Genomic DNA, 22,342 nt, shown 5'->3' on the forward strand with positions numbered 1-22,342 from the left:
TGGTCAGACTTTCTGGGGATCGGAAGAGGCGCTGCCATTGGAGAGGTGGATCATCTGCCCTAAGCGTGCCGATCTCTTGATCGCTTCGACGACCCTGAGCGTAGCAAGGCCCTCCCGGCCACTCACCAGAGGCGTGGCACCGCCACGAATGACGTCGCAAAAGTGTCTGAGCTGAACGCAAAGGGGATCGGCGGCTTGGTAAGGCACGCGCTCCTGGGCAAGCGGCTCCAGCCAATCGGGCTTCGAAGGGCTCGTCCAAAGCGTCAGATCGGGAATTCCGAGCGAACCCTTGGTGCCGCCGATCTGGTAGCAGAATTGATCGTAACGGGGAAAAGCGGGGTTTTCGCCGGTGGTCGTCTCCCAGCTCCAGGGCGCGGCCACGGCATCGCTGCCGTTGAGGGTTGCAAGCACCCCGCTTGCGAAACGCAGCGTGACGACAGCCGTATCCTCGACGGCATGGTTCCGCACGGCGTGTGATTCCATCGCATGGACGGCTTCGACCTCGCCGAAGAAATATCGGAAGAGATCGACATCGTGGATCAGGTTGACGAAGACCGGGCCGGCGCCCGCCTCGCGCCGCCAGGGGATGTCGAAATAGTCGTCGGGCTTGGCGACCCAGAACGTGCCGTGCACCGTGAGGATCCGGCCAAGCCTTCCGCCGTCGACGATCTGTTTGACCGCCTGGATCATCGGATTGTGGCGTCTGTGATGGCCAACCAGCAGCGGTATGCCTGCCTTCTCGCCGGCGGCAACCAGTGCTGCGGCAGCATCGACATCATCGGCGATCGGTTTCTCGATGAGGACAGGAATGCCGGCAGCGACGATCTCCATTCCGTTCTCAACGTGGAGCTGGTTCGGCGTTGCCACGATGACGCCGTCAGGCCTGTCCTCGACGCGGATGCCTGAGAAGCTCCGGTACCATCGGGCGCCGACAGTCTCGGCAAAGTCGCGACCGGCGGCAGAAGGATCGATCACCGCCGAGAGAACGGTTCCGGGCTCGGACATAACACGCTCGACGTGGCGCCTGCCGATGAGGCCAGCTCCCATGACTGCAATCTCCAGCTGTTTCATTGCCTGCTCCCATAATTTGCCAGAGGCATCGACCTTGAGATGCCTTACTTCCGCAGGATCTCTCCGAGGAATTTCCTGGTTCGCTCATGCTGTGGGTTGGTGAAGAACTCGGCCGGCGGGGCTTCCTCGACGATCGCGCCGCTGGCCATGAAGATCACGCGATCGGCGACCTGACGGGCAAAGCCCATTTCGTGGGTGACGCAGATCATCGTCATGCCCTCGTCGGCGAGCGCAATCATCGTATCCAGCACCTCCTTGACCATCTCCGGATCAAGCGCCGACGTCGGCTCGTCGAACAGCATCACCTTCGGCCGCATGCAAAGCGCGCGGGCAATGGCCACGCGCTGCTGCTGGCCACCCGAAAGCTGCACCGGATATTTGTCGGCCTGCTCCAGGATCTTGACCCGCTCGAGCAGCCCGCGTGCCCGTTCCTCGGCCTCCGCCTTGCCGACGCCGGCAGCCTTCATCGGCGCCAGCATGCAGTTCTGCAGCACCGTCAGATGCGGAAACAGATTGAACTGCTGGAAGACCATGCCGACCTCACGACGGATCGCATCGATGGTCTTGGCCTGATTGCCTAGAAGAATTCCGCCGACGCGGATTTCACCTTTCTCGTAGGTCTCGAGATGGTTGATGCAGCGGATGAGCGTCGACTTCCCACTGCCGGAAGGCCCGCACAACACGATCCTCTCGCCGCTGCGAACCGATATGTTGATGTCGTGCAGGGCTTGAAAAGCGCCATACCACTTCTCCACCCGCTCCATGGTGATCATGGTCTCTGCGCCTTGAGCAGGACTGGGACTGGTCATCAGTAGAACTCCACGTTGGCGGGCTGGACCGCGTCGAAGAATGGGCGATGCGGATCAGCGCGCAGAGGCGGCAAACTTTCGTTCGAGGCGCGCGCCAAGGATCGTCAGTGGGCAGCACATCAGGAAGTAGAGAGCGCCGACGATGCCGAAGACCGTCAGCGGTTGGAAGATCTGGTTGGAGATGATGTTGCCGGCCCGCGTCAGCTCGGTGAAGCCGACGATCGATGCAAGCGAGGTGCCTTTGATCAGCTGCACGAGGAAACCGACCGTGGCTGGCAGCGAGATGCGCAGCGCCTGCGGCAGGATGACATCCCTCATACGCGAGACGTATCTGAGGCTGAGAGCCTTGGCCGCTTCCGTCTGGCCGCGCGGCACCGCTTCGATCGATCCGCGCCAGATCTCGCCCAGATAGGCGCTGGCATGCAGGGTCAGGCCGATGGCAACGGCCACCCAGGCGTCGAGCATCAGCCCGACCAAAGCGAGGCCGTAGTAGACGACGAAAAGCTGCATGAGCAGCGGGGTTCCCTGGAAGACGGCGATATAGCCGGCCGTGACGCGTTCCAGCAGCGGTATGCCCGAGGCACGGGCAAGGGCGACGCCGAGCCCTGCAATGCCGCCGCAGACGAAGCCGACGGCGGACAGGACCACGGTCCACTTCAGGCCGATGAGGAGGAAAACGAATTCGTCGTGACCCATGGAATTCCTCCTACTTGACCGGATATTTGAAGTAGCGCGCCGAAAACAGCGCGAAGATTCGCATCATCAGCCAGGAGATCACGAAATAGAAAACCGTGACCGTGAAGTAGACCTCGAAGCTGCGGAAGCTCTCCGACTCGATGCGCTGCGATACGGAGGTCAGCTCGTAGGCCGAAATCGCCGATGCAATGCTGGTGGTCAGCGTCAGGAGGACGAACTGGCTGGTCAGGGACGGGTAGATCGCCCGCAATGCCGGCTTGAGAATGATCAGCCGGAAGACCTGAGCCTTGTGCAGACCAAGGGCCAGCCCCGCTTCCATCTGTCCCTTAGGGATCGACTGAACGCCGCCGCGAATGATCTCGATGGCGTAGGCGCCACCGTTGATGCCGAGCGCGATAATCGCCGTCGGCGTCGGATCCAGCCTGATGCCCGTCAGCGGAAGGGCAAAATAGATGAAGAAGATCTGGACCAGGAACGGCGTGTTGCGGATCAATTCGACGAAGGCGATGACCAGCCATCGCGCCGGCTTGAGCGCAGAGTCGCGCAGCGCAACACCGCCAATTCCGATGATGATCGCCAGCAGCATCCCACAAATGGCAAGCAGGAATGTCCCGAGGCAGCCGAGCAGAAGGCTCGGCAGGCCATCTATGACCGGGGTGAAATCCAACTTATAATTCATGGCGATCCTTCCGGTTCGTCTTCCTGAAAGTTCAGTCCCGCTTGACCATTCCAGCCATCGCCTGGATAGCCAGTTCGTAGCCGTCGGCTCCAAAGCCGATCATGATGGCGGTGGCAACGCGTGAGATCAGCGAATTGTGGTAGATGCTCTCGCGCGCATGAACATTCGAAATGTGCAGCTCGATCTTCGGCGGGTCGAACATCTTCAACGCATCCAGAAGAGCGATCGATGTGAAGGTATAACCGGCAGGATTGATGATGATGCCACAGGCGTCGGTCCTGGCCTGATGCACGCTCTCGACCAGTTCGCCCTCGAAATTGGTCTGCCGAAACTCGACGTCGAATCCCAGGGCCTTTGCCTTGGTCACGCACCGTTTCCTGATATCGGCAAGCGTCGTGGTCCCATAGATTGCCGGCTCGCGCTGACCGAGAAGATTGAGGTTCGGCCCGTTGAGCACAAAGATTGGCTTGTTCATGATCGCGCTCCCGGACGCGGGCCGAAGCCGGTCTCGAAACATGATGGTGACGTTGGCGGGCATCACCAGGAATGCCCACCTCCTCGACTAAATGCTCGATTTATGAGCTTTCAGTTCGCCGCGAACGGAATGCCTTCCAGCTTTTCCGGGAATTCCGGGACCGGAACCTTCATCCACTTGTCATAGATGGCCTTGAGATCGCCGTTGGCCTTGATCTTGTCGATAAAGGTGTTCAGCGCCGCATTGATTTCCTTTTCGCCGAGACGCGTGCAAGCACCATTGTAAAGCTTCTGGAACTCAAGCTTGTTTTCGAATTCGCCTGGACGGGCCTTCTCCACCCGGTCCATGTAGAAGATGTTGCCACCAAGCGTCTCGACCTGGCCCGACACTAGAGCCTGGACGCTCGCGGCGTCGCCATCATAGCGGCGGATGGTGGTGCTCGGCGGTGCGTTCTTGGTGACCTGGGTGTCCTGAGCCGCACCCTTGGCGACGCCGACCGTGAACTTGGCCATGTCGGCATTCGTCTTGATCTCAGCCGATTTCGGACCAATCAGAACGATCGCGTTGGCAACATAGGGCTTGCTGAACTGCACGGCCTTTGCGCGATCCGGCAGCATCGCCATCGTTGCGAAGAGAACGTCGACACGGCCGGCCGTCAGTGCGGGAATGCGATTGTTGACTTCAAGCGGCACGAACTCGACGGATACACCCAGTTCCTTGGCAAACAGCGTTGCGATGTCGGCGTCGAGGCCGTCCTGTTTGCCGCCGCTGGTCACAAAGCCCCAGGGCGGGTTGTCACCCTGAATTCCGACGATGATCTTGCCGCGAGCCTTGATTTCATCAGGCGTGATGGCGGCTGCCGGTTGCGCCAGGATGACGGCAGCCACCAGGGCCGCGGCTCCGAGCATCGCGTTTCGGCGCGTTAGCAAAGACTTGAACATGTAACTCCTCCTCCTTTGGCGGTCATTCGACCGGACAGCCACCTCACCTTTTGACTGTGTGAGGAATGATTGCCAGAGAAGAGCACTGAAATCAACAGAGTGTTTTAAAATCATATGAGAGTTTATAATAAGACACGCTATTTGAATTCCTCACGACATTTGCCATAATAGTAACGAGCGGTTTTCTGGAATGCATCTTTGTGTTCGGCGCTCGTTCAATCCCGCACGGATATCGGAAGGGCTTTGACATGAGGACCTCGATTGCGACTGTAACGATCAGCGGCGAACTGCCGGAGAAGCTCGAGGCGATCGCCCGAGCGGGCTTCGACGGCGTCGAGATCTTTGAGAATGACTTCCTCGCCTTCGACGGCAGCCCGGCCGATGTCGGAAAACTCGTCCGCGACCACGGCCTGGAGATTACCCTGTTTCAGCCATTTCGTGATTTCGAGGGCATGCCGGAGCCGCTGCGGAGCCGCACGTTTGACCGCGCGGAACGGAAGTTCGACGTCATGCAGCAGCTGGGAACGGACCTGGTGCTCGTCTGTTCAAACGTCTCGCCGGCCGCGATCGGCGGCATCGACCGGGCGGCAGAGGACTTTCATGAACTCGGCGAGCGTGCCGCCAGGCGAGGACTGAGGGTGGGCTACGAGGCGCTTGCCTGGGGTCGCCATATCAGCGACCACCGCGACGCCTGGGAGATCGTCCGTCGCGCCGATCATCCGAATGTCGGTCTTACCCTCGACAGCTTCCACACTTTGTCGCGCAAGATCGACGTCAATTCCATCCGCTCGATTCCTAAGGAGAAGATCTTCATCGTCCAGCTTGCCGATGCGCCGCTGATTGACATGGACCTGCTCTATTGGAGCCGCCACTTCCGAAACATGCCGGGGGAAGGCGACCTTCCCGTCACGGCGTTCACCGAAGCCGTCGCGGCAACAGGTTATGACGGGTATTTCTCCCTGGAGATCTTCAACGACCAGTTTCGAGGCGGTTTATCGCGGGCGATTGCCGCCGATGGCCACCGCTCGCTAATCTATCTTGGCGATCAGGTCCGACGCCATCTCGGCATCGGCAGCATGACCGGGGCGGCGATGCCGGAAAGGCCTTCCGTCAAGGGCGTCGGCTTCGTCGAGTTTGCCACGGACGAGGAAGACGAAGTCGAACTGGTTGCATTGCTGCGCACTCTCGGGTTCAAAAAGACGGCGGTCCACCGCACGAAAAAGGTCTCCCTCTTCGAGCAGGGCGAGATCCGGATCCTCGTCAATGTCGATCAGGCAGGATTTGCGAATGCGGCCTACGCCGTTCACGGTACTTTTGCCTATGCCATGGCCCTGATCGTGGACGATGCGACAAAGGCCTATGAGCGGGCGCTCGCCTTGGATGCAGAGCCGTTCACCCAGCCTGTCGCAGACGGTGAGCTCGAGCTGCCTGCCATTCGGGGCGTGGGAGGCGGGATCATCTATCTCATCGACGACAAGAGCGCATTGGGTCGCTTCTCCGAAATCGACTTTCAGCCGGTCACGGACGACAGCGACGCGCCGTCTGCTGGTCTTTTGCGCATTGATCACGTCGCCCAGACGGTCGGCTACGATGAAATGCTCACCTGGCTTTTGTTCTACACCTCCATTTTCGAGACGCGGAAGACCCCGATGGTCGATATCATCGATCCGGCCGGGGTGGTCCGCAGTCAAGTCGTCGAGAACGACACCGGGGCGCTGCGCATCACCATGAACGGCGCCGAGAACCGCCGCACCTTGGCGGGACATTTCATGGCCGAGAAATTCGGGGCCGGCATCCAGCACCTGGCGTTCCTGACCGACGACATCTTTGCAACCGCCGAAAACCTTCGCGCCTGTGGTTTCAGATCGCTGCACATTTCGCCGAACTACTACGATGACGTCGAAGCACGCTTCGGCCTCGATCCTGCCCTGACCGAGCGGCTGAAGGCGGAGAACATCCTCTATGATCGGGACGAGCATGGCGAATATTTCCAGCTCTATAGCGGAACCTATGGAGAGGGTTTCTTTTTCGAGATCGTCGAGCGCCGCGGCTACCGCGGCTACGGCGCGCCGAACGCAATTTTCCGGATCGCCGCCCTGAAGAAACAGATGCGTCCGGAAGGAATTCCGAAAGACGCCTCTTGAGGCCCTGGTTTAGAGCGGTTCAGTTTTTCATCGAGAGCAGAGCCACTCTAAGCTTTTGTTTTGAAAAACTGCTTCGCACTTTTCCCGGAATTGCTCTAGCGAATCCGGCCGCTCTTCAGCACATGCTCCACGCCGCTTTGAACGTGCCTTCTGACGACGTCGGTCGCGCCAGCGACGTCGCGCTGAATGGAAAGTTCAAACAAAAGCCTGTGGTCATCGACGACTGGCTTGCCGCGAAAACTCTCAGCCAGCATATGGTAACGAAGAAAGCGGTCGAAGACCGACGACAATGTCGCCATCAGCGTCGCTGAATTGCAGGCCGAGACGATCGCCTGATGGAACTCCCAGTCGTATCGAACCCAGTCGACGGTCCGCGAGACGTCACCCGCAAGCAGCTTGCGTTCGGCGGCAGCCAGCCTGTGATGGGCAGCGACGATGCGCCCCTCCCATTCAAGATTTCCCGCAGCGAAGGCAAGGCCGATCGCATGCGTTTCAAGAACAATCCGGAGGTCGGCGAGCTCCAGAAGTTCGCGGCGCGAAGCAGGGCTGACTTCAAAGCCGCGCTGCCCCTCGGCGACAACGAGGTTTTCCGTCGTCAGGCGGCTTAGAATTTCACGCAGCGATGAAATGCCGATGGAGTAGCGCTCCTTTGCCTGCTCCAGCTTGATCTTGGCCCCCGGCGGCAATGTCCCAGATATAATATCCTGGCGGATCTGCCGGAAGACGACATCGCTTACTGTTTCAGCCGGGTCATGGATTTGCTTGAGCATGGCTTTTCCTGGTTTTGCCGAAATGTCACCTATGTTGGTGGACCTAAAGCTCGAAGAGCAACATCCGGATCATTTCTATTTCAGCGTCCCTCTTGCCAGCGCATGTTCGACCCCGCCTTGGATATGCAGCACAAGCACGCGCTTGGCCGTCTCCGCATCACGTCGCAGCGCCGCATCCAAAAGCTGCTGGTGTTCATTGGCGGCGACATCGCCTCGATAGGACAAGGCAACCATCTGATATCTGAGATATCTGTCGAAGATCACCGAATGCGTCTCCATCAGCAGCTTCGACCCGCAGGCGGATATCAGGGCCTGGTGGAACTCCCAGTCGTAGCGCTTCCAGTCCTCGGCCCTGCTGGTGTCGCCGGATGCCATCACCCGTTCCATCCGCGCCAATTTGTAATGCGCCGATACGAGGGGAGCCTCCCACTCTACGTCGCCATGCACGAACGACTGTTCCAGCGCATGTGTTTCCAGCAGAAGCCTCAGCGCCGCTGTCTCCTTGAGGTCCGAAACGGATACCGGAGACACTTCGAAACCCTTTTGTCCCTCGGCAACGACAAGCCCCTCGGAGGACAGCCGGTTCAGCACCTCCCGAAGTGTACTGATGCTGGTCTCGTAGGACTCCTTCAGGCTTTCCAACTTCAATTTTTGTCCTGGAGCCAGCCGGCCAAAAATGATGTCGGCCCGAATGCGCCTGTAGCTGCTCTCGGCAATGGTCTCGTTGATAACCGGCTGCAACATGGCGATTCTCTTATATTTTCTGTATCGTCGGATATATCTCTTTCTGGCATTCTCAATCAAGAAAACATTCGCAGAACAGGAACTAGAATTTTCTCATATGATGCTGCCGAAGAACGTGGAAGCGGCCGGCAGGGCCTGACCATAACACCGTGCCCCATGCGTGTTGGGCGAAGCCCTTTCACGGGGCTTTCGTGCTGCTATTAAAACTGGATTTTTCGGCTCAACAGGGCGGCAATTGTTTTTTCAATCGCGCGCAACCATCTAATAGGCATGACGTACGGGAAAATGTCCCGCCCTCAGCAGCCCGTTTACCGAAAACCAACCATACTGGGTTGCTTTCCGAAGCGAAAGCCGATTGCTTAGGAAAATCTACTTCTTCTTCCGCTAGCGGTTAGGAGAATGAAAGGGGCCGCAGGCAAACCCGTGGAATTCTACTGCTTCGCATCGGGATGAACAATGACTACGATGGCGATGCGGGAAGGCCGGTTTGAAGAACGATGACGACAGATTTATTTCAGGTAAAATTTTGGGGCGTCCGCGGCAGTATTCCCGTGTCGGGCCCCGAGTTCGATCGCTACGGCGGTAACACTTCCTGCATCGAAATTCGCTGCGGAGAACATCGGATGATCTTCGACGCGGGCTCCGGCCTGCGCGAGGCTGGGCTCTCGCTGCTCGCCGACAGCGTCAGCGACGTCGATCTGTTCTTCAGCCACTGCCACTACGACCACATCATCGGCCTGCCCTTCTTCAAGGCGATCTATTATCCCTCGATCAACGTCAACATCTGGTCCGGCCATCTCCATGGCAAGATGAGCACGCGGGAAATGGTCGAGCAGTTCATCAGCCCGCCCTGGTTTCCGGTTAAGACCGACATCTGCCAGGCGACGATGAACTTCCGCGATTTCCATGCCGGTCAGGTGCTGACGCCCCATGCGGGCATCGAGATCAAGACCTTCATGCTGAACCATCCGGGCGGCGCCATCGGCTACCGCATCGAATGGCAGGGCCGTTCGGTCGCTCTCGTCTATGACATCGAGCATATTCCAGGCAGCTACGATCCGGTTTCGCTGGAGATGATGCAGGGCGCCGATCTCGTCGTCTACGACTGTACTTACAATGAAGACGAGATGCAGCGTTTCAAGGGCTTCGGCCATTCGACCTGGCAGCACGGCACCGAGCTTGCGAAAATGGCCGGCGCGAAGCGCTTCGCCTTGTTCCACCACGCGCCCTCCCGCACGGACGAACAGCTGGCGCAGATGGAAGCGCAGGCGCAGGACGCTTTCCCCGGCGCCTTCGCCGCCCGCGACAACCAGACTATGGTGGTCTAGAACCGACAAGTCTCCTGCACCCGCCGCGCAAGTAGGCGCGCCCGGCAGCTTGCGCCTTGCTGACGGAACAGATGCCGGGTCCGACCGTTTTCCCGGCAGCGCAAGATCGATGAAACGGGGTATCAGCCATGACCGTGCTTTCCGGACAATGCCTTTGCGGGCAGGTGCAGCTTTCTGTGCGGGGCGAACCGCTGCGCGTCGGCATCTGTCATTGTACCGACTGCAGAAAAGAAAGCGGTTCGGCCTTCACCTTCTACGGGGTCTGGCCCGCCGGCCAGTTTGAACATTCCGGCGAAACCGGCGAATTCCACGGCCGACGCTTCTGCACCGGCTGCGGCGCGCGCCTGTTTTCCGCCGATGACCAGGAGGCGGAAATCAAGCTCGGCATCCTCTCGCAGGCGCCGACGCCACTGGTGCCACGCTACGAACTCTGGATCAAGCGCCGCGAAGCGTGGCTGCGACCGGTGGAGGGCGCCGAGCAGTATGAGGAGGACCGAACGTGAATGTGGCCACGCTCGTCCGACATCACTTCGTTATGGTTGCAGGCGTCGAGACTTTTTACCGCGAGGCCGGCCGAGAAGATGCTCCGGTCTTGTTGCTGCCGCACGGATATCCCTGCTCATCCTATGAATTTCGCAATCTCATGCCACGCCTTGCCGACCATTGGCGCCTGATTGCGCCGGATTTCCCGGGTGCGGGCTACAGCGGCACGCCTGATGATTTCGACTACAGCTTCGACGGATACGCTGCCTGGCTGGAGGCCTTCGTCAGCGCGATGAATGTCGACCGGTTTGTCCTCTACCTCCACGACTTCGGGTCGCCTATCGGTGCGCGGTTGGCGATCAAGGACCCCCAGCGCATCTTGGCGCTGATCATCCAGAACGGCGACATCCCCTATGATGATGCCCTCGGGCCGAAGTATGCGGAGATCGAGGCGACATGGACGCTTCCGAGATCCGAGATGAAGAAGGTGCTGGCGGAGGCAGTCAGCGAGGAGACCTTCAAGGAGGAATTCCTCAACGATCTGCCGCCGCTTCTGGCCGACACGGTCCCGCCGGATCTCTGGAAGCTGCACTGGTCGCTGATCACGCCGCGGCGCAAGGAAATCGCCATCGACCTGATCGCCGGACTGAAGGAGAACCGGGCGTGGTTCCCGGAACACCGCAAATATCTGCGCGAATATCGGCCTCCGACTTTAATCGTCTGGGGTCCGAATGATCACTACATGCCGGAAAAATCGGCGCGAGCCTACATGCGCGATCTGCCGGATCCCGAACTGCATCTGCTCGGCGGCGGCCACTGGCTGCTCGAGACGCATCTCGATGACGTCGTAGCACTCATGCGAGAGTTTCTCGGGCGAGTTTCACGCCGCCTGATCGGCAATGTCTAAGGCTCTAGCAATTCCGACGCCGATGACCAGCGGACGGCGGGATGCCGGCCCGTCGCTGCAAACAAGGCGGACAGAAAATCCCAGGCGGCCGCATCATGAACCAGATGGTGAGTGAGCACGCCGATCGGCTCGTCGGTGCCGGCAAGCCGGTCGCGGAGTTCAGCGATCAGTTCGGCCACCAGTTCCCCCTCGCTGCGGCCGCCGCGCGTGCCGTGCCAGTCAATAATGTCGACGTGGGTGTTGAGCAGCGGGATTGGTCCGCCCTCTCTTGCCCGCCCGTAAGTCGAAAGCGCGGCAAAGCCGAGTTCGGGCAATGCAGGAATCAGGGCGGCATCGATCCGGTTCCACGGCGGCACCAGCACCGGCAGGAAGCGAGCCGGATGGAGCCGCTTCAGGCGCTGTAATCCCTCACGCAACTCGCCGAGCACCACCTCGGACGCCCGTTCGCCGCCGAGTTCCTGCTTCTTGCGCTCAGGTCCGGCGTGATTGGTGTGGGACCAGCCGTGCACGGCGACAGCGACGCCTGCTCCCCCCGCCAGCCGCGCGGCCAATGCCTCACCCGTCAGGGCGGGAATGACGGCAAGCGTCAGCGGAATTCCGTTGTCGCCGGTCAGCGACAGCAGCTTTTCCAGATCAGGCGTCGGCTCGACGGCGTCGTCGTCCCTGAGCCAGAACCGCACCACGCGGCCGGCGGCACGCCAGCGTTCAAGCTCGCGGCCCAACGGTTCCCAGTTCATCACCTCACTCCTGTTCCTGCGCTTCTGCGCAAAATCCCGTCCAAGACACGGGCAGCCCTCGCAAGCGAACGCTCCTCGAGCACGAAGCATCGTGCCGCCTGCCCCATCGCGTCACGCTTTTGACCGTCGCCGAGCAGGGTTGCGATCGCCCTTGCATAGGCAGCGACATCACCCTCCGGCGTCAGCAGGCCGGTCACGCCAGCCTCGACCACCGCTGGCACGCCTGCCGTTGCCTGCGCCACGACAGGAAGACCGGCTGCCTGGGCCTCGAGATAGGCGAGACCGTAGGCTTCGCCGCAGCCGGGCCAGACATAGATGCCGCCATGTCCGAGCAATTCGGCGATCTCGACGACATTCCGCTCGCCCAGCCATTCGATGCGGCCGGGAAAGCCGGCAAACAGCGCCTCCACCTCTTGCCGCAACGGACCATCGCCGATGACGGCCAGCGTCCAGAGCCGGTCTTCGATCAGCCGCAACGCTTTTGCAAGCATGACATAACTGTCCATCTTGTCGCCGGCCCGCATCATCGCGACCGTCATCAGCCGGCGCTGATCGGGCGCTGGCGACACCGTCTCGAACAACGCCGTGTCGATGAAGGGGTTGAGCCTGGCAAGGCGCGCCTGCGCAAAGGCGGCGGCAAGTCCGGCCTGGTCGCGCCCGGTGAAGCTGATATTGACCGCCGCCCGCATGATCGCCTCGCCCACCAGCTTCTGTGAAGCTGCCCAGCCGGTTCGATCGCGTTTTGCCGCATAGGAGGATTCGGCGGTGACGTAGGGAATTGCGAATTCGGCTGATATCGCCGGCCCGAAGGGATCGGGCGATTTGTAATAGGGGTGGTAGCAGAACCAGAGTTCCGGCCGCGGCGCGGATTTCCATCTTAGCCGCAGCCGCTCCAGTTCGGCGCCGATGGCGGGTTCAAGCGCCGCTGCGGCTTGCGGTGTCGAGGCATAGGTACGGAATTCGGAGGCGACGTCGACCTGATGCCCGCCAAGCTCCAGTGCCCGGATCAGCAGTCGCGCCATCAGCCGGTCGCCCGACGGCACCGGATGGTTCGGCGATTTCATCGGCGCGTAGAAAGCCACCCGCATTGACACCTCACGTGAGACAGACTGTTTACAACTTTCGCGCCCGTCGGAAAAATTCCGCTCTTGTCCCTTTGCCGGAAACTTGCGCATAAGCATATGGAATGTGATCGCGATCGAAGCAATTCCGCCTCTTTCTCAATCTCTATGGGCCTGCGGTTACATCGACAAGAACGGGAATGAATGACGACGGTCTCGGCCACAGGGATTTTTTCGGAGCGTACGATCAGAAGGGCGAGGCTCGGTTCCGGCCTCGTCATTTTCATCTTCGTCCTCTTGCATTTGTCGAACCATGCGATTGGCCTGATTTCCGTCGCTGCCGCCGATAAAGCCGCCCACCTCTTCCTGGCGATCTGGCGCAATCCTCTGGGGACCGCCATCTTCTATTCGTCGGTCCTCATCCATATCGCGCTGGTGCTGCGCGCCATCTACATGCGCCGCAGCCTCGTCATGCCGAAGGGGGAAATGGCGCAGATCGTGCTCGGCTTGATGATCCCGCTGCTGCTCCTCGATCATGTCATCGGTACGCGCATCGCCCACGAATTCTACGGCTACATCGATGACTACGAGACGGTCGTCGGAATGCTCTGGATCAGGAACCCGACAAACGGCGTTCGGCAGGTGTTCGCCGTTGTCGCCGTCTGGATCCACGGCTGCATCGGCATCCATTTCTGGCTGCGCTACCGCTCCTGGTATCCGGACTTCGCTCCGCTAATGCTGGCGCTTGCTATCCTCGTGCCGGTGCTCGCGCTGCTGGGCTTCGTCGAAATGGGCCGGGCGCTCGCCGACCCTTCCTACCAGCAGTCAATGACGGTCAGCGCCTACAAGGAGGGGGTCAACACCCGTTACGCCTCGAACCCGGACGTTCACCGTCAGGTCGCCGTGATCCGCGCCGGGCTCTACGGCGCCTTCTCGGCCTCGCTGCTCATCGTCGTCGTCGCCCGCGCCCGGCGCAAGCTGAAGGAGCGGCTCGATCAGGTCGCCGTGAATTATCCGGGCGGCGAGGTGATCCGGGTGCCGCGCGGCTTCTCGGTGCTGGAAGCGAGCCGGCTCGGTGGCCTGCCGCATTATGCCGTCTGCGGCGGCAAGGGCCAGTGCTCCACCTGCCGCGTGCAGATCTTTGGCGATTACGAAAGCCTGCCGGCCCCCGACAAGATGGAGCAGACGACGCTGAAGCGCATCAATGCCGGCCCGGATGTCCGGCTCGCCTGCCAGCTTCGTCCGAACCGCGACGTTGCGGTCGCGCCGCTTCTCGTCCCGGCGGTCGAGGCAGCCCTTCCTGCCAACAGCCAGGAAACGAGCCCCGGCCGCGAGCGTGAAATCGCCGTGCTCTTCGTCGATATCCGCCATTTCACCACGCTGACGGAAACCCGCCTGCCCTTCGACGTCGTATTCCTGCTGAACCGCTATTTCGCCATCATCGGCAAGGCGGTGGAGCAGGCGGGCGGGCGGCTCGACAAGTTCATCGGCGACGGCGCCATGGCGCTCTTCGGCCTCAATACCGCGCCGGAGGAAGCCTGCCGCCAGGCGCTCAACGCAGCAGCCGCGATCGTCGCCGAGGTCGAGAAACTCGCTGCCGAGTTGGCCGATGAACTGGCGCTGCCGCTGCGCATCGCCATCGGAATTCACACCGGTCCCGCCGTCGTCGGCACGATGGGATACGGCCGGGTGCGCAGCATGACGGCGATCGGCGATACCGTCAATGTCGCGAGCCGGTTGGAAAGCGCTGCAAAAGAGTTCGAAGCGGCGATCGTCATCTCCGAACCGGTGGCGAGCCTTTCGGGTGCTGATCTTTCCGGCATCGAAAGCCGTGAAATCAGTGTGCGCGGCCGGGCCCTGCCCTTGAAAGTCTACGTCATTCCGAGAGAGAAAGCGGCGGAACCGCTCGAAGGAAAAGCCTGATGCCCGGCAAGCCCTGGCTGACCACCAAATACTGGAGCCGCCGGCTGCGCAAGGCGCGCAATAGAGCCGCTTCGCGCTTCTTCGACACCCGCTTCGGCCGCCGCTTGCTGATCGAAAATATCGGCCCGCGCGTCGTCTCGATGACGATCGACGCCGGCGACCACCTGATGACCTTCTCGCCCGCCGACTATATCGGCCGCAAGGTCTTCCGAAAGGGCCATTTCGAGCGCGAGGCCGTCGACCGGCTGATCGCCATCCTGCGCGAGCGCGGCCTCTTGCGAAAGGACGCGACGCTGCTGGAGATCGGCGGCAATATCGGCACCCAGACCGTCTATTTCGCCCTCAGCGACACCTACGCCCATGTTGTCAGCATCGAGCCCGATCCGCGGAATTTCCCGCTGCTTGCCCTCAATATTCGCCAGAATCGGCTGGAGGAGAAAGTCCGCCTCGTCAACTGCGCCGCCGGCGAGAGCGAAGGCGAGATCGACTTTTTCCTCAACCTCAACAATCACGGCAAGAGCAGCGCCATCCGTCAAAGCCCGACAGACAGGAAGATCAGCGTGCCGGTGAAACCGGTTTCCGAGATCCTTGCCGGTCTTTCGGTCGATCCGGCCGCAATCGGCCTCGTCTGGATGGATATCGAAGGCTACGAGCCGGTCGCCTGCCGCTCGATGCGGCCGCTGCTTGCCCGCCGCGTGCCGCTCTATATGGAATTCACGCCGCTCTTCTACGGGCGTGAGGGAACGAAAGACTTCATATCCATGCTGTCCGGCTTCTACGAGGATTGCCTCGTGCTGTTCGAGGACAGCGAAGAGGAAATGAAAGTCCGCGACCTGCCGGGCGAATTCGATCAGTACAACGTGCTGTTTTTGCCGTAGAGGTGGGCCTTGTGCAGTGCAGCCCCCTCATCCGACCCTTCGGGCCACCTTCTCCCCGAGGGGAGAAGGGAGAACAAGGCGAGCCGGCACTGCCCAAACGAACCCTCCTGCGCAAGGCACTCCATCCAATGGGGTCGATGACGAAGCCGCATTCTCCCTCTTCTCCCCAGCGGGGAGAAGGTGGCCCGAAGGGTCGGATGAGGGGGCCGCGGGCACGCCACGCCCTTCATTGTCAGGGCAGCGGCGCCGGCGTGTCGGCGAACGTTCTGAGATAGGCCGGCCTTTTTCATTCCCAAGACGGGGCAAGTGCCATCGAAATCATCTCAAACAAGTTTCTTCGCCTCTGATCGCGAATGCTCATGATATTTGTTTTCGCGAAGCGTGCCGAAAAGCTTCAAGCTCTCGAGATGCTCGCGTTGGGCGCGATAGAACTCATTCAGGAAAACCAGTCCCCGGCCGGGCTTCACCGTGTCTTCATACCGGATCCTCCGGGTAATGGTTCGCACGATCTGTTCGATCTCTTTATGGTTGGCTGTCTTCGTCGAGTCGCGAAGCACGTCCTCCAGCGTCTGCAGCTCATATTTGCCGTAGATATCGAGATGTTCCGGCAGGAATTCGAATTCCGCCTGCGACGAGACGGCGGCAGGAGCAGACAGCGCAAGGTCGGACAAGAGCACGGAACGCGGAGTGTCGACCACCAGGGTGCCGGCAATGATGTCGCCAAGCCTTTGCCGGCGTCGGTTGGTGAAGGGGACGACGACCACCGCTAGAAGCCAGAGGCTCGTCAGACCGTTTTCCCAGACCGACTGCGTGCCGACCGAAGCCAAAAGGCCCATGGGGGCGAAAATCTCCACCTGTTTCATCAGGTTGCGTGCGGTCACCTGGTGCGGCGTGAGCCGCCGTCCGTCCATGTTGATGACGCGGATGCCCGTGATTCTCTTTCCGAGCGTGCGTCCGTTCCAGATGAGCTCCGAGAGAATGTAATAGGGGGTCTGCACCAAAAAACCGAGCATCACCATGAGCATCCCCTCCGCCGTCGTAGGCAGTACGCCTGTGAAGATGATGGCCACAGCGCAGATGAATATGATGATCGAGGTGAAGACGATGTCGAGGAATTGCGCGCCGAAACGGGTTCCGATCGAGGCAATGGCGAAGGTGATCGGGACGCCCTCCGGCGGAATGAACTGCTCGACCCGCTTGCCGTCCGTGTCTGTCCGGTTCATCGCACGGCCTCACGCGACGCTATGCTTTCACGGCCTCCAAGCAGCAGCCAGCCTACCCAGAAGAGGCCCATCCCCCAACCGATGACGATGCGCCAGAGCGGATCCTGGATCAGCTGACGCAGGAAGCCTTCGATGAAGGCTGCCGCGACAAGCATCAGCGCCGCCAGGATGGCGAGCTTGACGGCATCATGCGCCTGGTGGCGCAAGGCTTCCTTTCGCGTTCTGGCACCGGGAAGGAGAACGGCAAGTCCGAGCCTTGCCCCACCCGCGCAGGCAATGGCGATGGCCGCAAGCTCGGTCACGCCGTGGATCGAGAGCCAGGCGAAGACGTCGTAGCCGAGCCCTCTGCGATAAAACATCGCGAAGAACGCGCCGAGGATCAGACCGTTGTAAAAGGTCAGGATGAAGCTTGGCACCGACAGGAAAACACCAAGGGTGAAGATCAGGATGACGATGGTGGTGTTGTGGGAAAAGAGAAAGGTGGAAAATGCGGCCAGCCGGTCGCTGTCATGCCCTTCATTACCATAGATGGTCGAGCGGAGGTAATCGGTCGAGGCATCAGGCGTGCGCTGATCGGCCATCTCGGGCGGCACCAAGGTATAGAACCAACTCGGATCGTTGGTGCAGAGCCTGTATCCGGCAGCCGCCCCCAGAATGAGCGCCAGGAAGCCAATGAACAAAGGCAGGGCCGAGCGCCGCACGGCCTGGGGAATGCCGTGCAACAGCAGGCGCCTCATTAGGCCGCCCAGGCTTTCCTGTGGAGCGTAGACGACGAGATAGGCCCGGGCGCAGAGGCTTTCCAGATAGGCGATCAGGGCGCGATCGAGTGAAATATCGCGCGCCACGCTCAGCGAGTTCATCGCCTGCCTGTATCCGGTGGCGAGATTGCGGACTTCATCATAGCCGAGCGCGGCTGCGCCCCCTTTCTCGGCACGCGTCACGAGTTCGTCCAGTTGGCGCCAGTGTGCCTCGCGCTCCAGCCGGAAGCGGGCCGAACGAAGCGTATCGTTCTGGACGGCGCCGAGATTGACTGTCGCGCCCCTATCCATCCTGCCGTCGATGCCGATATCCATCATATCATCTCACGGGATTTGATTTCGATGTAGCGAGCAATGAGATCCGAAGTCAGTGCCTCCGGCGTGCTGTCGAGGCAAAGCACCCCGAGACGCGCCAGCTTTTCCATGACGGCGCGCCTCTCCTGAAGGATCTGGCGCACCGCAACCGAGCGAGCGACGGCATCGAGCGTCGTTTCCTGAGGCTCGATGAGCTTGGCCAGCATCGGATCGCGCAAGGCGACATAGACGACGAAGTGATGCCGGGCGAGCACCTGCATGTTCTCGATCATCAGCTCCGCGGTGATGGTGTCGACGAAATCGGAGAATATCACAATCAGCGAACGTCGCTTCAGGCGTCCCGACAGGTGGGTCAGTCCCAAGGTATGGTTGGTCTCCTGGGTTTCGTAGCGCAGCCCGGCGCACACCGTCCGCAGCCGCGGAAAGGCCGCTCGTCCGGGCAGGGCCGGCACGAATAGACGCGGGCGGCTGTCGAAGCTGTAGAAGCCGACGAGATCGCCGGCAAGGCCTGCACCCCAGCACATGGCGAGCGCCGCATTGATGGCGCGATCGAGCTTCGTGAAGCCGGCAAGCTGCTCGGCCATCAGCCGTCCGGAATCGACGCAGAGGATGATCTGGTGGTTTCGTTCGGCCCTCATCTCGCGCACGACGAGACTGCGCATGCGCGCCGAGCGCTTCCAATCGATGCTGCGCGGATCCATGCCGCTTACAAATTCACGCAGCTGGTGGAATTCCGATCCCTCGCCGCGCAACCGCAAATCCTTCTGGCCGGCCTCCAGCGGCAGGATCTGGGTCTTGATCGCTCCAGACAGCACCGGCGATATGTCGGGCTGGACAGCGATCTCTTGCCCAACGGGCATCTTCGCGATCATCTCGAGCAGCTTCAATCGCGATGGCCACTTCAGCCACAGCTCGTTGACCGTGTGCCGTCCTCGCCGGGTCAGATGAAGGTCCAGAGAGGCCTTGACCTCTCCTTCTCCGGCACCCGATGCCGGGTCGAGCCATCTGATTTCGTCGACGATAAGCTCGGAAGCGAGATCGAGCCGGATTTCGATTTTCCGGGACAGCGGGCCCTTCTGCGGCCGGATGCCGACTGTGAACGCGGCGGTGTGGCCGACAAAGCCCTGCGGCGGCAGATCGAAATCGATCGTCATCCTGCCCGCTAGGTTGGAGATGACCAGATCGGCGACTGTCAGGGCTGCAAGTGCAAGCCACATGAGGAGCAAGAGGTAGCTCATGTCGCGCCACCACACGCTGGCGAAGACCGTCACCGCGGCTGATATCAGAACGAGCGCGATCAGAGTGGAGGATGGCCGCATTTAACGGGGTGCATCCACGCGGTTCATGATATTGCGCAGCACCTCGTCCGGCGTGCGCCCATCAATTTCCGCCGAGGGCGAAAGCACGATGCGATGGCGCAAGGCAGGCACCAGCAACGCCTGAACATCGTCCGGCAAGCCGTAATCCCTTCCCTCGAAGGCCGCGCGCACGCGCACCGCCGATGCAACAGCGTCGGCGGCGCGGGTGGACGCGCCATAGAGAATGTCGGGATCGGAGCGCGTGGCGCGCACCAAGTCGACGATATAGGTCAGGATCGTGTTGTCCAGATGGATCGCATCGATCAGCGCCCGCCCTGTAGCGAGTGCCGCACTCGTGACCAGCGGACGGATGCCTGCATTGCGCAGGTCTGATTTCAGCGCCTGCGTCGCATGTTTGGAGAGAATGGCAATTTCCGTATCGCGGCTGGGAAAATCGACGACGAGCTTGAACAGAAAGCGATCGAGCTGTGCTTCGGGCAAGGGATAGGTGCCCTGCTGCTCGATCGGGTTTTGCGTGGCAAGCACGAAGAAATCCGGTCCCAGGGAATAATCGGTTCCGTCAAGCGTGACCATCCGCTCGTTCATCGCCTGCAGCAGGGCGGATTGCGTCTTCGGGGGGGCGCGATTGATCTCATCGGCGAGAAGGATGTCGGTAAAGACCGGGCCCTTGGTCAGGTGGAACTGATTTGTCTGGAAATTGAAGAGATTGACGCCCAGAACGTCGCCGGGCATCAGGTCTGGCGTGAATTGGATGCGACGATATTGCAGCGCCATGGCGGCGGAGACCGACCGGGCAAGCAAGGTTTTGGCTGTGCCGGGCGGACCTTCGACCAGGCAGTGCCCGCCGGCAAAAATCGAGATCAGGACGAGATCGATGATCGCATCCTGCCCCTGCACGGCTTTGCCGATTTCGCCACGAACCGCAGCGATAAGATTGCGAAATTCACCTAGATCCAAGGTCAATGCTCCCTCGAGCATGATGCCGAAAAGTGTAAGCGGTTTTCGGACGACATCATGCTCTAACTGTTTAATTTAGAAACAGGATTCAGATTTTAGGCCGACCCGGCCTGAAATCATCCTGTTCTAGCGACTTTCTAAATATTTCGAGATTGCGGTGCAGATCCGCCCGCGTCATCCGATGCCCACGATCGATCAGCGCTTGCGCTGACGAGTGCAATGCCTTCGCCGCCGCCTGATCGCGGCGCGCCAGGCGTTGAAACAGCCGCTCTACGCCTGCCTCGTTTCCGGCTCCGGGGCCGAAGACCAGTTGCGCCTTGTCCGCAAGCAGATGGAGCACGAACTGTCCGGTCATCCGGCCATCATTGCCTGACAGGCGCAGCAGACGCGCCGTCGCGTCGATCGCGGCCGTCTTCGACATCTCGGTGTTTGCGGATGCCTCGGGCAAAGCAGGCCCGAAGCGATAGGCGCCGCGCCAGAAACAAATAGCGGCGACGACAAACAGCACTCCCCAGATGACGGACAGCGGATAAGCGAAAAACCGCTTGAAATCGGAGGCAGAGCGCTCGTAGGTCCGGCCTTCATCCGCCGGTTTCTTTTTATCCAGCGGCACGCCGGCTGTATCCAGATAGACCGGCCGTTTCTCGCCCGCGCCGCGCAACATCGTGACGAGCGACACGGCAAAGGAGGCGTTATCGGCCAGAGCCAGTCCGTGATTGTTCAACAGGTCCGGATCCGACAGCAGATAGACGTTGGGGTCGTCCTCGCCATGCAGGAGCAGCGCGCCCGACGGCGTGCCCGCCAGCTCCTCCCAACCGCCCGGCAGGCTCGAACGTTCGAACGTTTGCGCCTGATAGAGGGCGATGTTGATGGGCTGGCCCGGTTTCGGCTGCGGCTGCGCCTCTTCAAAATCGGTGCTGCTACGGGCAAAGCCAAAATCTGAATAACCGAGCTTGTCGAGTTCGCCGCCGATATCGGCGAGATCGATCAGTCCCGATGTGCTGGCAACACCATCCGTTGAGACGCTGCCGCGCCATTTCGGCAATATGATCAGCGTCGGCAACGCATAGCGGTTTGACTCCCGGATCGGGCTTTCCGGGCCCGCGTCATCCGCTTCCTCGTTTGCCTGAGGTGCGACAACCATGGCTTGGCGTATCGACAGGGGAATGATGCGCAGCGAGATTTCCGAACGCGCCCGAGCGACATGAGGGTCGGATCGTACGACAGGGATACCCTTGGCTTGCAGCCACGTTTCCAACCCCTTGTTGCCAAGCGGCGAGCGGTCGAAATCGCTGCCGCGCGAAAGCGCGAAGACTGCCAGCGCCGCCAGCGCAAGCAACAGCCCCAGCAACAGAAGAGGCCCCGCGTTACGCATTGGCTACTCTGCCCGATGACAGCAAACCGCGCGCTGTCGTCAGAAGGACGCCGAAATGGCTTTCGGCGAGCGTGCGGCCGCCGTAATGAACGAGTTCCACCGCGGTCAGAAAATTTTCAAGGCGATCGCGGTCGGGCATATTGTCCGGCAGACGGGCGAAAACGGCCCGTTCCGTATCCGAGCGGAAAAGCCGTGTTCCCGTCACATCTGCCGCGTGCAGCAGGCAATGTCTGAGCAGCAGGACAAGCGCCTGCCTGCGATCCGCCATGGCGGCAATGCGCTGCAGAAAGTCGCTCGGCTTTTCCTCGGCCTCGGCTGCTGACGTGCGCCAGCTTTCCGGCGCCTCCCCCTGCCGCTTCATGTCGCGTGGCGCAGATGAAAGCAAGACGCCGCCATTACCGAAGCGTATCCACAAACCGATGACCACGATGAGACCGACAAGCACGACGGCAACCGCCAGAGGACCGTTGACGACCGGCTCCCGCGGGCTCATCAACGGCTTGCGTTGAGGCGACGATTTTGTCGTATTCGATGCCGGTTCGACCTTTGCAGAGGCATCGGCATAGACGAGCGTGCAGCGCAATCCGTTCTGCTGACACTGCGCGGCATATTCGGCTCCGACGGCGCTCTTTTGATGATCACCGCCCACAACCTGCCGAGTGTCGCTGTCCTGCGCCCACGCAGACGAAATCTGAGCCGAAGCGGCGAGCAACAGAGCCACCAGCAGGCTGACAGTGCGGATGGTCATG

At 60.8% G+C, this 22,342-nt stretch carries 22 protein-coding genes; 6 read left to right on the forward strand and 16 right to left on the reverse strand.

What is annotated here, in order from left to right; translation table 11 throughout:
• Positions 1 to 3: 3 nt before the first annotated feature.
• From ACIPSK_RS00955 to ACIPSK_RS00980, 6 genes are all read right to left on the reverse strand, one after another.
• A complete protein-coding gene (locus ACIPSK_RS00955; RefSeq protein WP_162115210.1) occupies positions 4 to 1,071 on the reverse strand; it encodes a Gfo/Idh/MocA family protein in 1,068 nt (355 codons plus the stop codon).
• Between the two features lie 44 nt (positions 1,072 to 1,115).
• The gene (locus ACIPSK_RS00960) at positions 1,116 to 1,880 is read right to left on the reverse strand and encodes an amino acid ABC transporter ATP-binding protein (protein ID WP_130671043.1); all 765 of its coding nucleotides are present in this window, start codon (positions 1,878 to 1,880) and stop codon (positions 1,116 to 1,118) included.
• A gap of 54 nt (positions 1,881 to 1,934) precedes the next feature.
• Complete coding sequence (locus ACIPSK_RS00965; RefSeq protein WP_162115209.1) at positions 1,935 to 2,576, reverse strand: amino acid ABC transporter permease; 642 nt, start codon at positions 2,574 to 2,576, stop codon at positions 1,935 to 1,937.
• Between the two features lie 10 nt (positions 2,577 to 2,586).
• Complete coding sequence (locus tag ACIPSK_RS00970) at positions 2,587 to 3,255, reverse strand: amino acid ABC transporter permease (protein ID WP_017991876.1); 669 nt, start codon at positions 3,253 to 3,255, stop codon at positions 2,587 to 2,589.
• Between the two features lie 31 nt (positions 3,256 to 3,286).
• Positions 3,287 to 3,730, reverse strand: coding sequence for a type II 3-dehydroquinate dehydratase (locus ACIPSK_RS00975; RefSeq protein WP_018071496.1), 444 nt, complete (start codon positions 3,728 to 3,730; stop codon positions 3,287 to 3,289).
• Between the two features lie 110 nt (positions 3,731 to 3,840).
• A complete protein-coding gene (locus ACIPSK_RS00980; protein ID WP_162115208.1) occupies positions 3,841 to 4,671 on the reverse strand; it encodes a transporter substrate-binding domain-containing protein in 831 nt (276 codons plus the stop codon).
• 248 nt (positions 4,672 to 4,919) lie between these two features.
• Here ACIPSK_RS00980 and ACIPSK_RS00985 point away from each other — a divergent pair, with 248 nt between their 5' ends.
• Complete coding sequence (locus ACIPSK_RS00985; RefSeq protein WP_446532622.1) at positions 4,920 to 6,815, forward strand: bifunctional sugar phosphate isomerase/epimerase/4-hydroxyphenylpyruvate dioxygenase family protein; 1,896 nt, start codon at positions 4,920 to 4,922, stop codon at positions 6,813 to 6,815.
• 95 nt (positions 6,816 to 6,910) lie between these two features.
• On the opposite strand, the gene ACIPSK_RS00990 is transcribed toward ACIPSK_RS00985, so the two are convergent.
• Both ACIPSK_RS00990 and ACIPSK_RS00995 read right to left on the reverse strand, forming a co-directional pair.
• Entirely contained in the window at positions 6,911 to 7,585 is a 675-nt protein-coding gene (locus ACIPSK_RS00990) for a GntR family transcriptional regulator (protein WP_162115206.1), read from the reverse strand.
• A gap of 75 nt (positions 7,586 to 7,660) precedes the next feature.
• The gene (locus ACIPSK_RS00995) at positions 7,661 to 8,329 is read right to left on the reverse strand and encodes a GntR family transcriptional regulator (protein ID WP_064246802.1); all 669 of its coding nucleotides are present in this window, start codon (positions 8,327 to 8,329) and stop codon (positions 7,661 to 7,663) included.
• Between the two features lie 497 nt (positions 8,330 to 8,826).
• On the opposite strand from ACIPSK_RS00995, the gene ACIPSK_RS01000 reads away from it, so the two are divergent.
• From ACIPSK_RS01000 to ACIPSK_RS01010, 3 genes are all read left to right on the forward strand, one after another.
• Positions 8,827 to 9,657, forward strand: coding sequence for an MBL fold metallo-hydrolase (locus ACIPSK_RS01000; protein ID WP_017968230.1), 831 nt, complete (start codon positions 8,827 to 8,829; stop codon positions 9,655 to 9,657).
• A 128-nt stretch (positions 9,658 to 9,785) separates the two neighbouring features.
• Positions 9,786 to 10,160: a GFA family protein gene (locus ACIPSK_RS01005; RefSeq protein WP_162115205.1), complete on the forward strand. Its 375-nt coding sequence runs from the start codon at positions 9,786 to 9,788 to the stop codon at positions 10,158 to 10,160.
• A 32-nt stretch (positions 10,161 to 10,192) separates the two neighbouring features.
• The gene (locus ACIPSK_RS01010; protein WP_446532624.1) at positions 10,193 to 11,047 is read left to right on the forward strand and encodes an alpha/beta fold hydrolase; all 855 of its coding nucleotides are present in this window, start codon (positions 10,193 to 10,195) and stop codon (positions 11,045 to 11,047) included.
• Here ACIPSK_RS01010 and ACIPSK_RS01015 read toward each other — a convergent pair.
• Both ACIPSK_RS01015 and ACIPSK_RS01020 read right to left on the reverse strand, forming a co-directional pair.
• Positions 11,044 to 11,784: a polysaccharide deacetylase family protein gene (locus tag ACIPSK_RS01015; RefSeq protein ID WP_162115204.1), complete on the reverse strand. Its 741-nt coding sequence runs from the start codon at positions 11,782 to 11,784 to the stop codon at positions 11,044 to 11,046. The two genes, ACIPSK_RS01010 and ACIPSK_RS01015, sit on opposite strands and share 4 nt — an antisense overlap.
• Positions 11,784 to 12,872: a glycosyltransferase family 4 protein gene (locus ACIPSK_RS01020; protein ID WP_162115203.1), complete on the reverse strand. Its 1,089-nt coding sequence runs from the start codon at positions 12,870 to 12,872 to the stop codon at positions 11,784 to 11,786. The genes ACIPSK_RS01015 and ACIPSK_RS01020 overlap by 1 nt, the downstream gene beginning before the upstream one ends.
• Positions 12,873 to 13,049: 177 nt before the next feature.
• Between ACIPSK_RS01020 and ACIPSK_RS01025 the strand changes: the two genes are divergently transcribed.
• Together ACIPSK_RS01025 and ACIPSK_RS01030 are read left to right on the forward strand one after the other, a co-directional pair.
• Entirely contained in the window at positions 13,050 to 14,768 is a 1,719-nt protein-coding gene (locus tag ACIPSK_RS01025) for an adenylate/guanylate cyclase domain-containing protein (protein WP_162115202.1), read from the forward strand.
• Complete coding sequence (locus tag ACIPSK_RS01030; protein ID WP_162115201.1) at positions 14,768 to 15,646, forward strand: FkbM family methyltransferase; 879 nt, start codon at positions 14,768 to 14,770, stop codon at positions 15,644 to 15,646. The genes ACIPSK_RS01025 and ACIPSK_RS01030 overlap by 1 nt, the downstream gene beginning before the upstream one ends.
• A 323-nt stretch (positions 15,647 to 15,969) precedes the next feature.
• Here ACIPSK_RS01030 and ACIPSK_RS01035 read toward each other — a convergent pair whose 3' ends face one another.
• From ACIPSK_RS01035 to ACIPSK_RS01060, 6 genes are all read right to left on the reverse strand, one after another.
• On the reverse strand, positions 15,970 to 16,869 hold the full coding sequence (locus ACIPSK_RS01035; protein WP_162115200.1) for an RDD family protein: 900 nt from the start codon (positions 16,867 to 16,869) through the stop codon (positions 15,970 to 15,972).
• Positions 16,866 to 17,942, reverse strand: a complete 1,077-nt coding sequence (locus tag ACIPSK_RS01040; RefSeq protein WP_162115356.1) for a stage II sporulation protein M — start codon at positions 17,940 to 17,942, stop codon at positions 16,866 to 16,868. The genes ACIPSK_RS01035 and ACIPSK_RS01040 overlap by 4 nt, the downstream gene beginning before the upstream one ends.
• Positions 17,942 to 19,261: a DUF58 domain-containing protein gene (locus ACIPSK_RS01045; protein ID WP_162115199.1), complete on the reverse strand. Its 1,320-nt coding sequence runs from the start codon at positions 19,259 to 19,261 to the stop codon at positions 17,942 to 17,944. The genes ACIPSK_RS01040 and ACIPSK_RS01045 overlap by 1 nt, the downstream gene beginning before the upstream one ends.
• The gene (locus ACIPSK_RS01050; protein WP_018246275.1) at positions 19,262 to 20,218 is read right to left on the reverse strand and encodes an AAA family ATPase; all 957 of its coding nucleotides are present in this window, start codon (positions 20,216 to 20,218) and stop codon (positions 19,262 to 19,264) included.
• An 88-nt stretch (positions 20,219 to 20,306) separates the two neighbouring features.
• Positions 20,307 to 21,593 carry a DUF4350 domain-containing protein gene (locus ACIPSK_RS01055; protein WP_017968218.1) on the reverse strand — a complete coding sequence of 429 codons (1,287 nt, stop codon included), beginning with the start codon at positions 21,591 to 21,593 and terminating at the stop codon, positions 20,307 to 20,309.
• Positions 21,586 to 22,341: a hypothetical protein gene (locus tag ACIPSK_RS01060; protein ID WP_162115198.1), complete on the reverse strand. Its 756-nt coding sequence runs from the start codon at positions 22,339 to 22,341 to the stop codon at positions 21,586 to 21,588. The genes ACIPSK_RS01055 and ACIPSK_RS01060 overlap by 8 nt, the downstream gene beginning before the upstream one ends.
• Between the last annotated feature and the right edge of the window lies 1 nt (position 22,342).

This window comes from Rhizobium sp. LARHSG275, assembly GCF_052871115.1.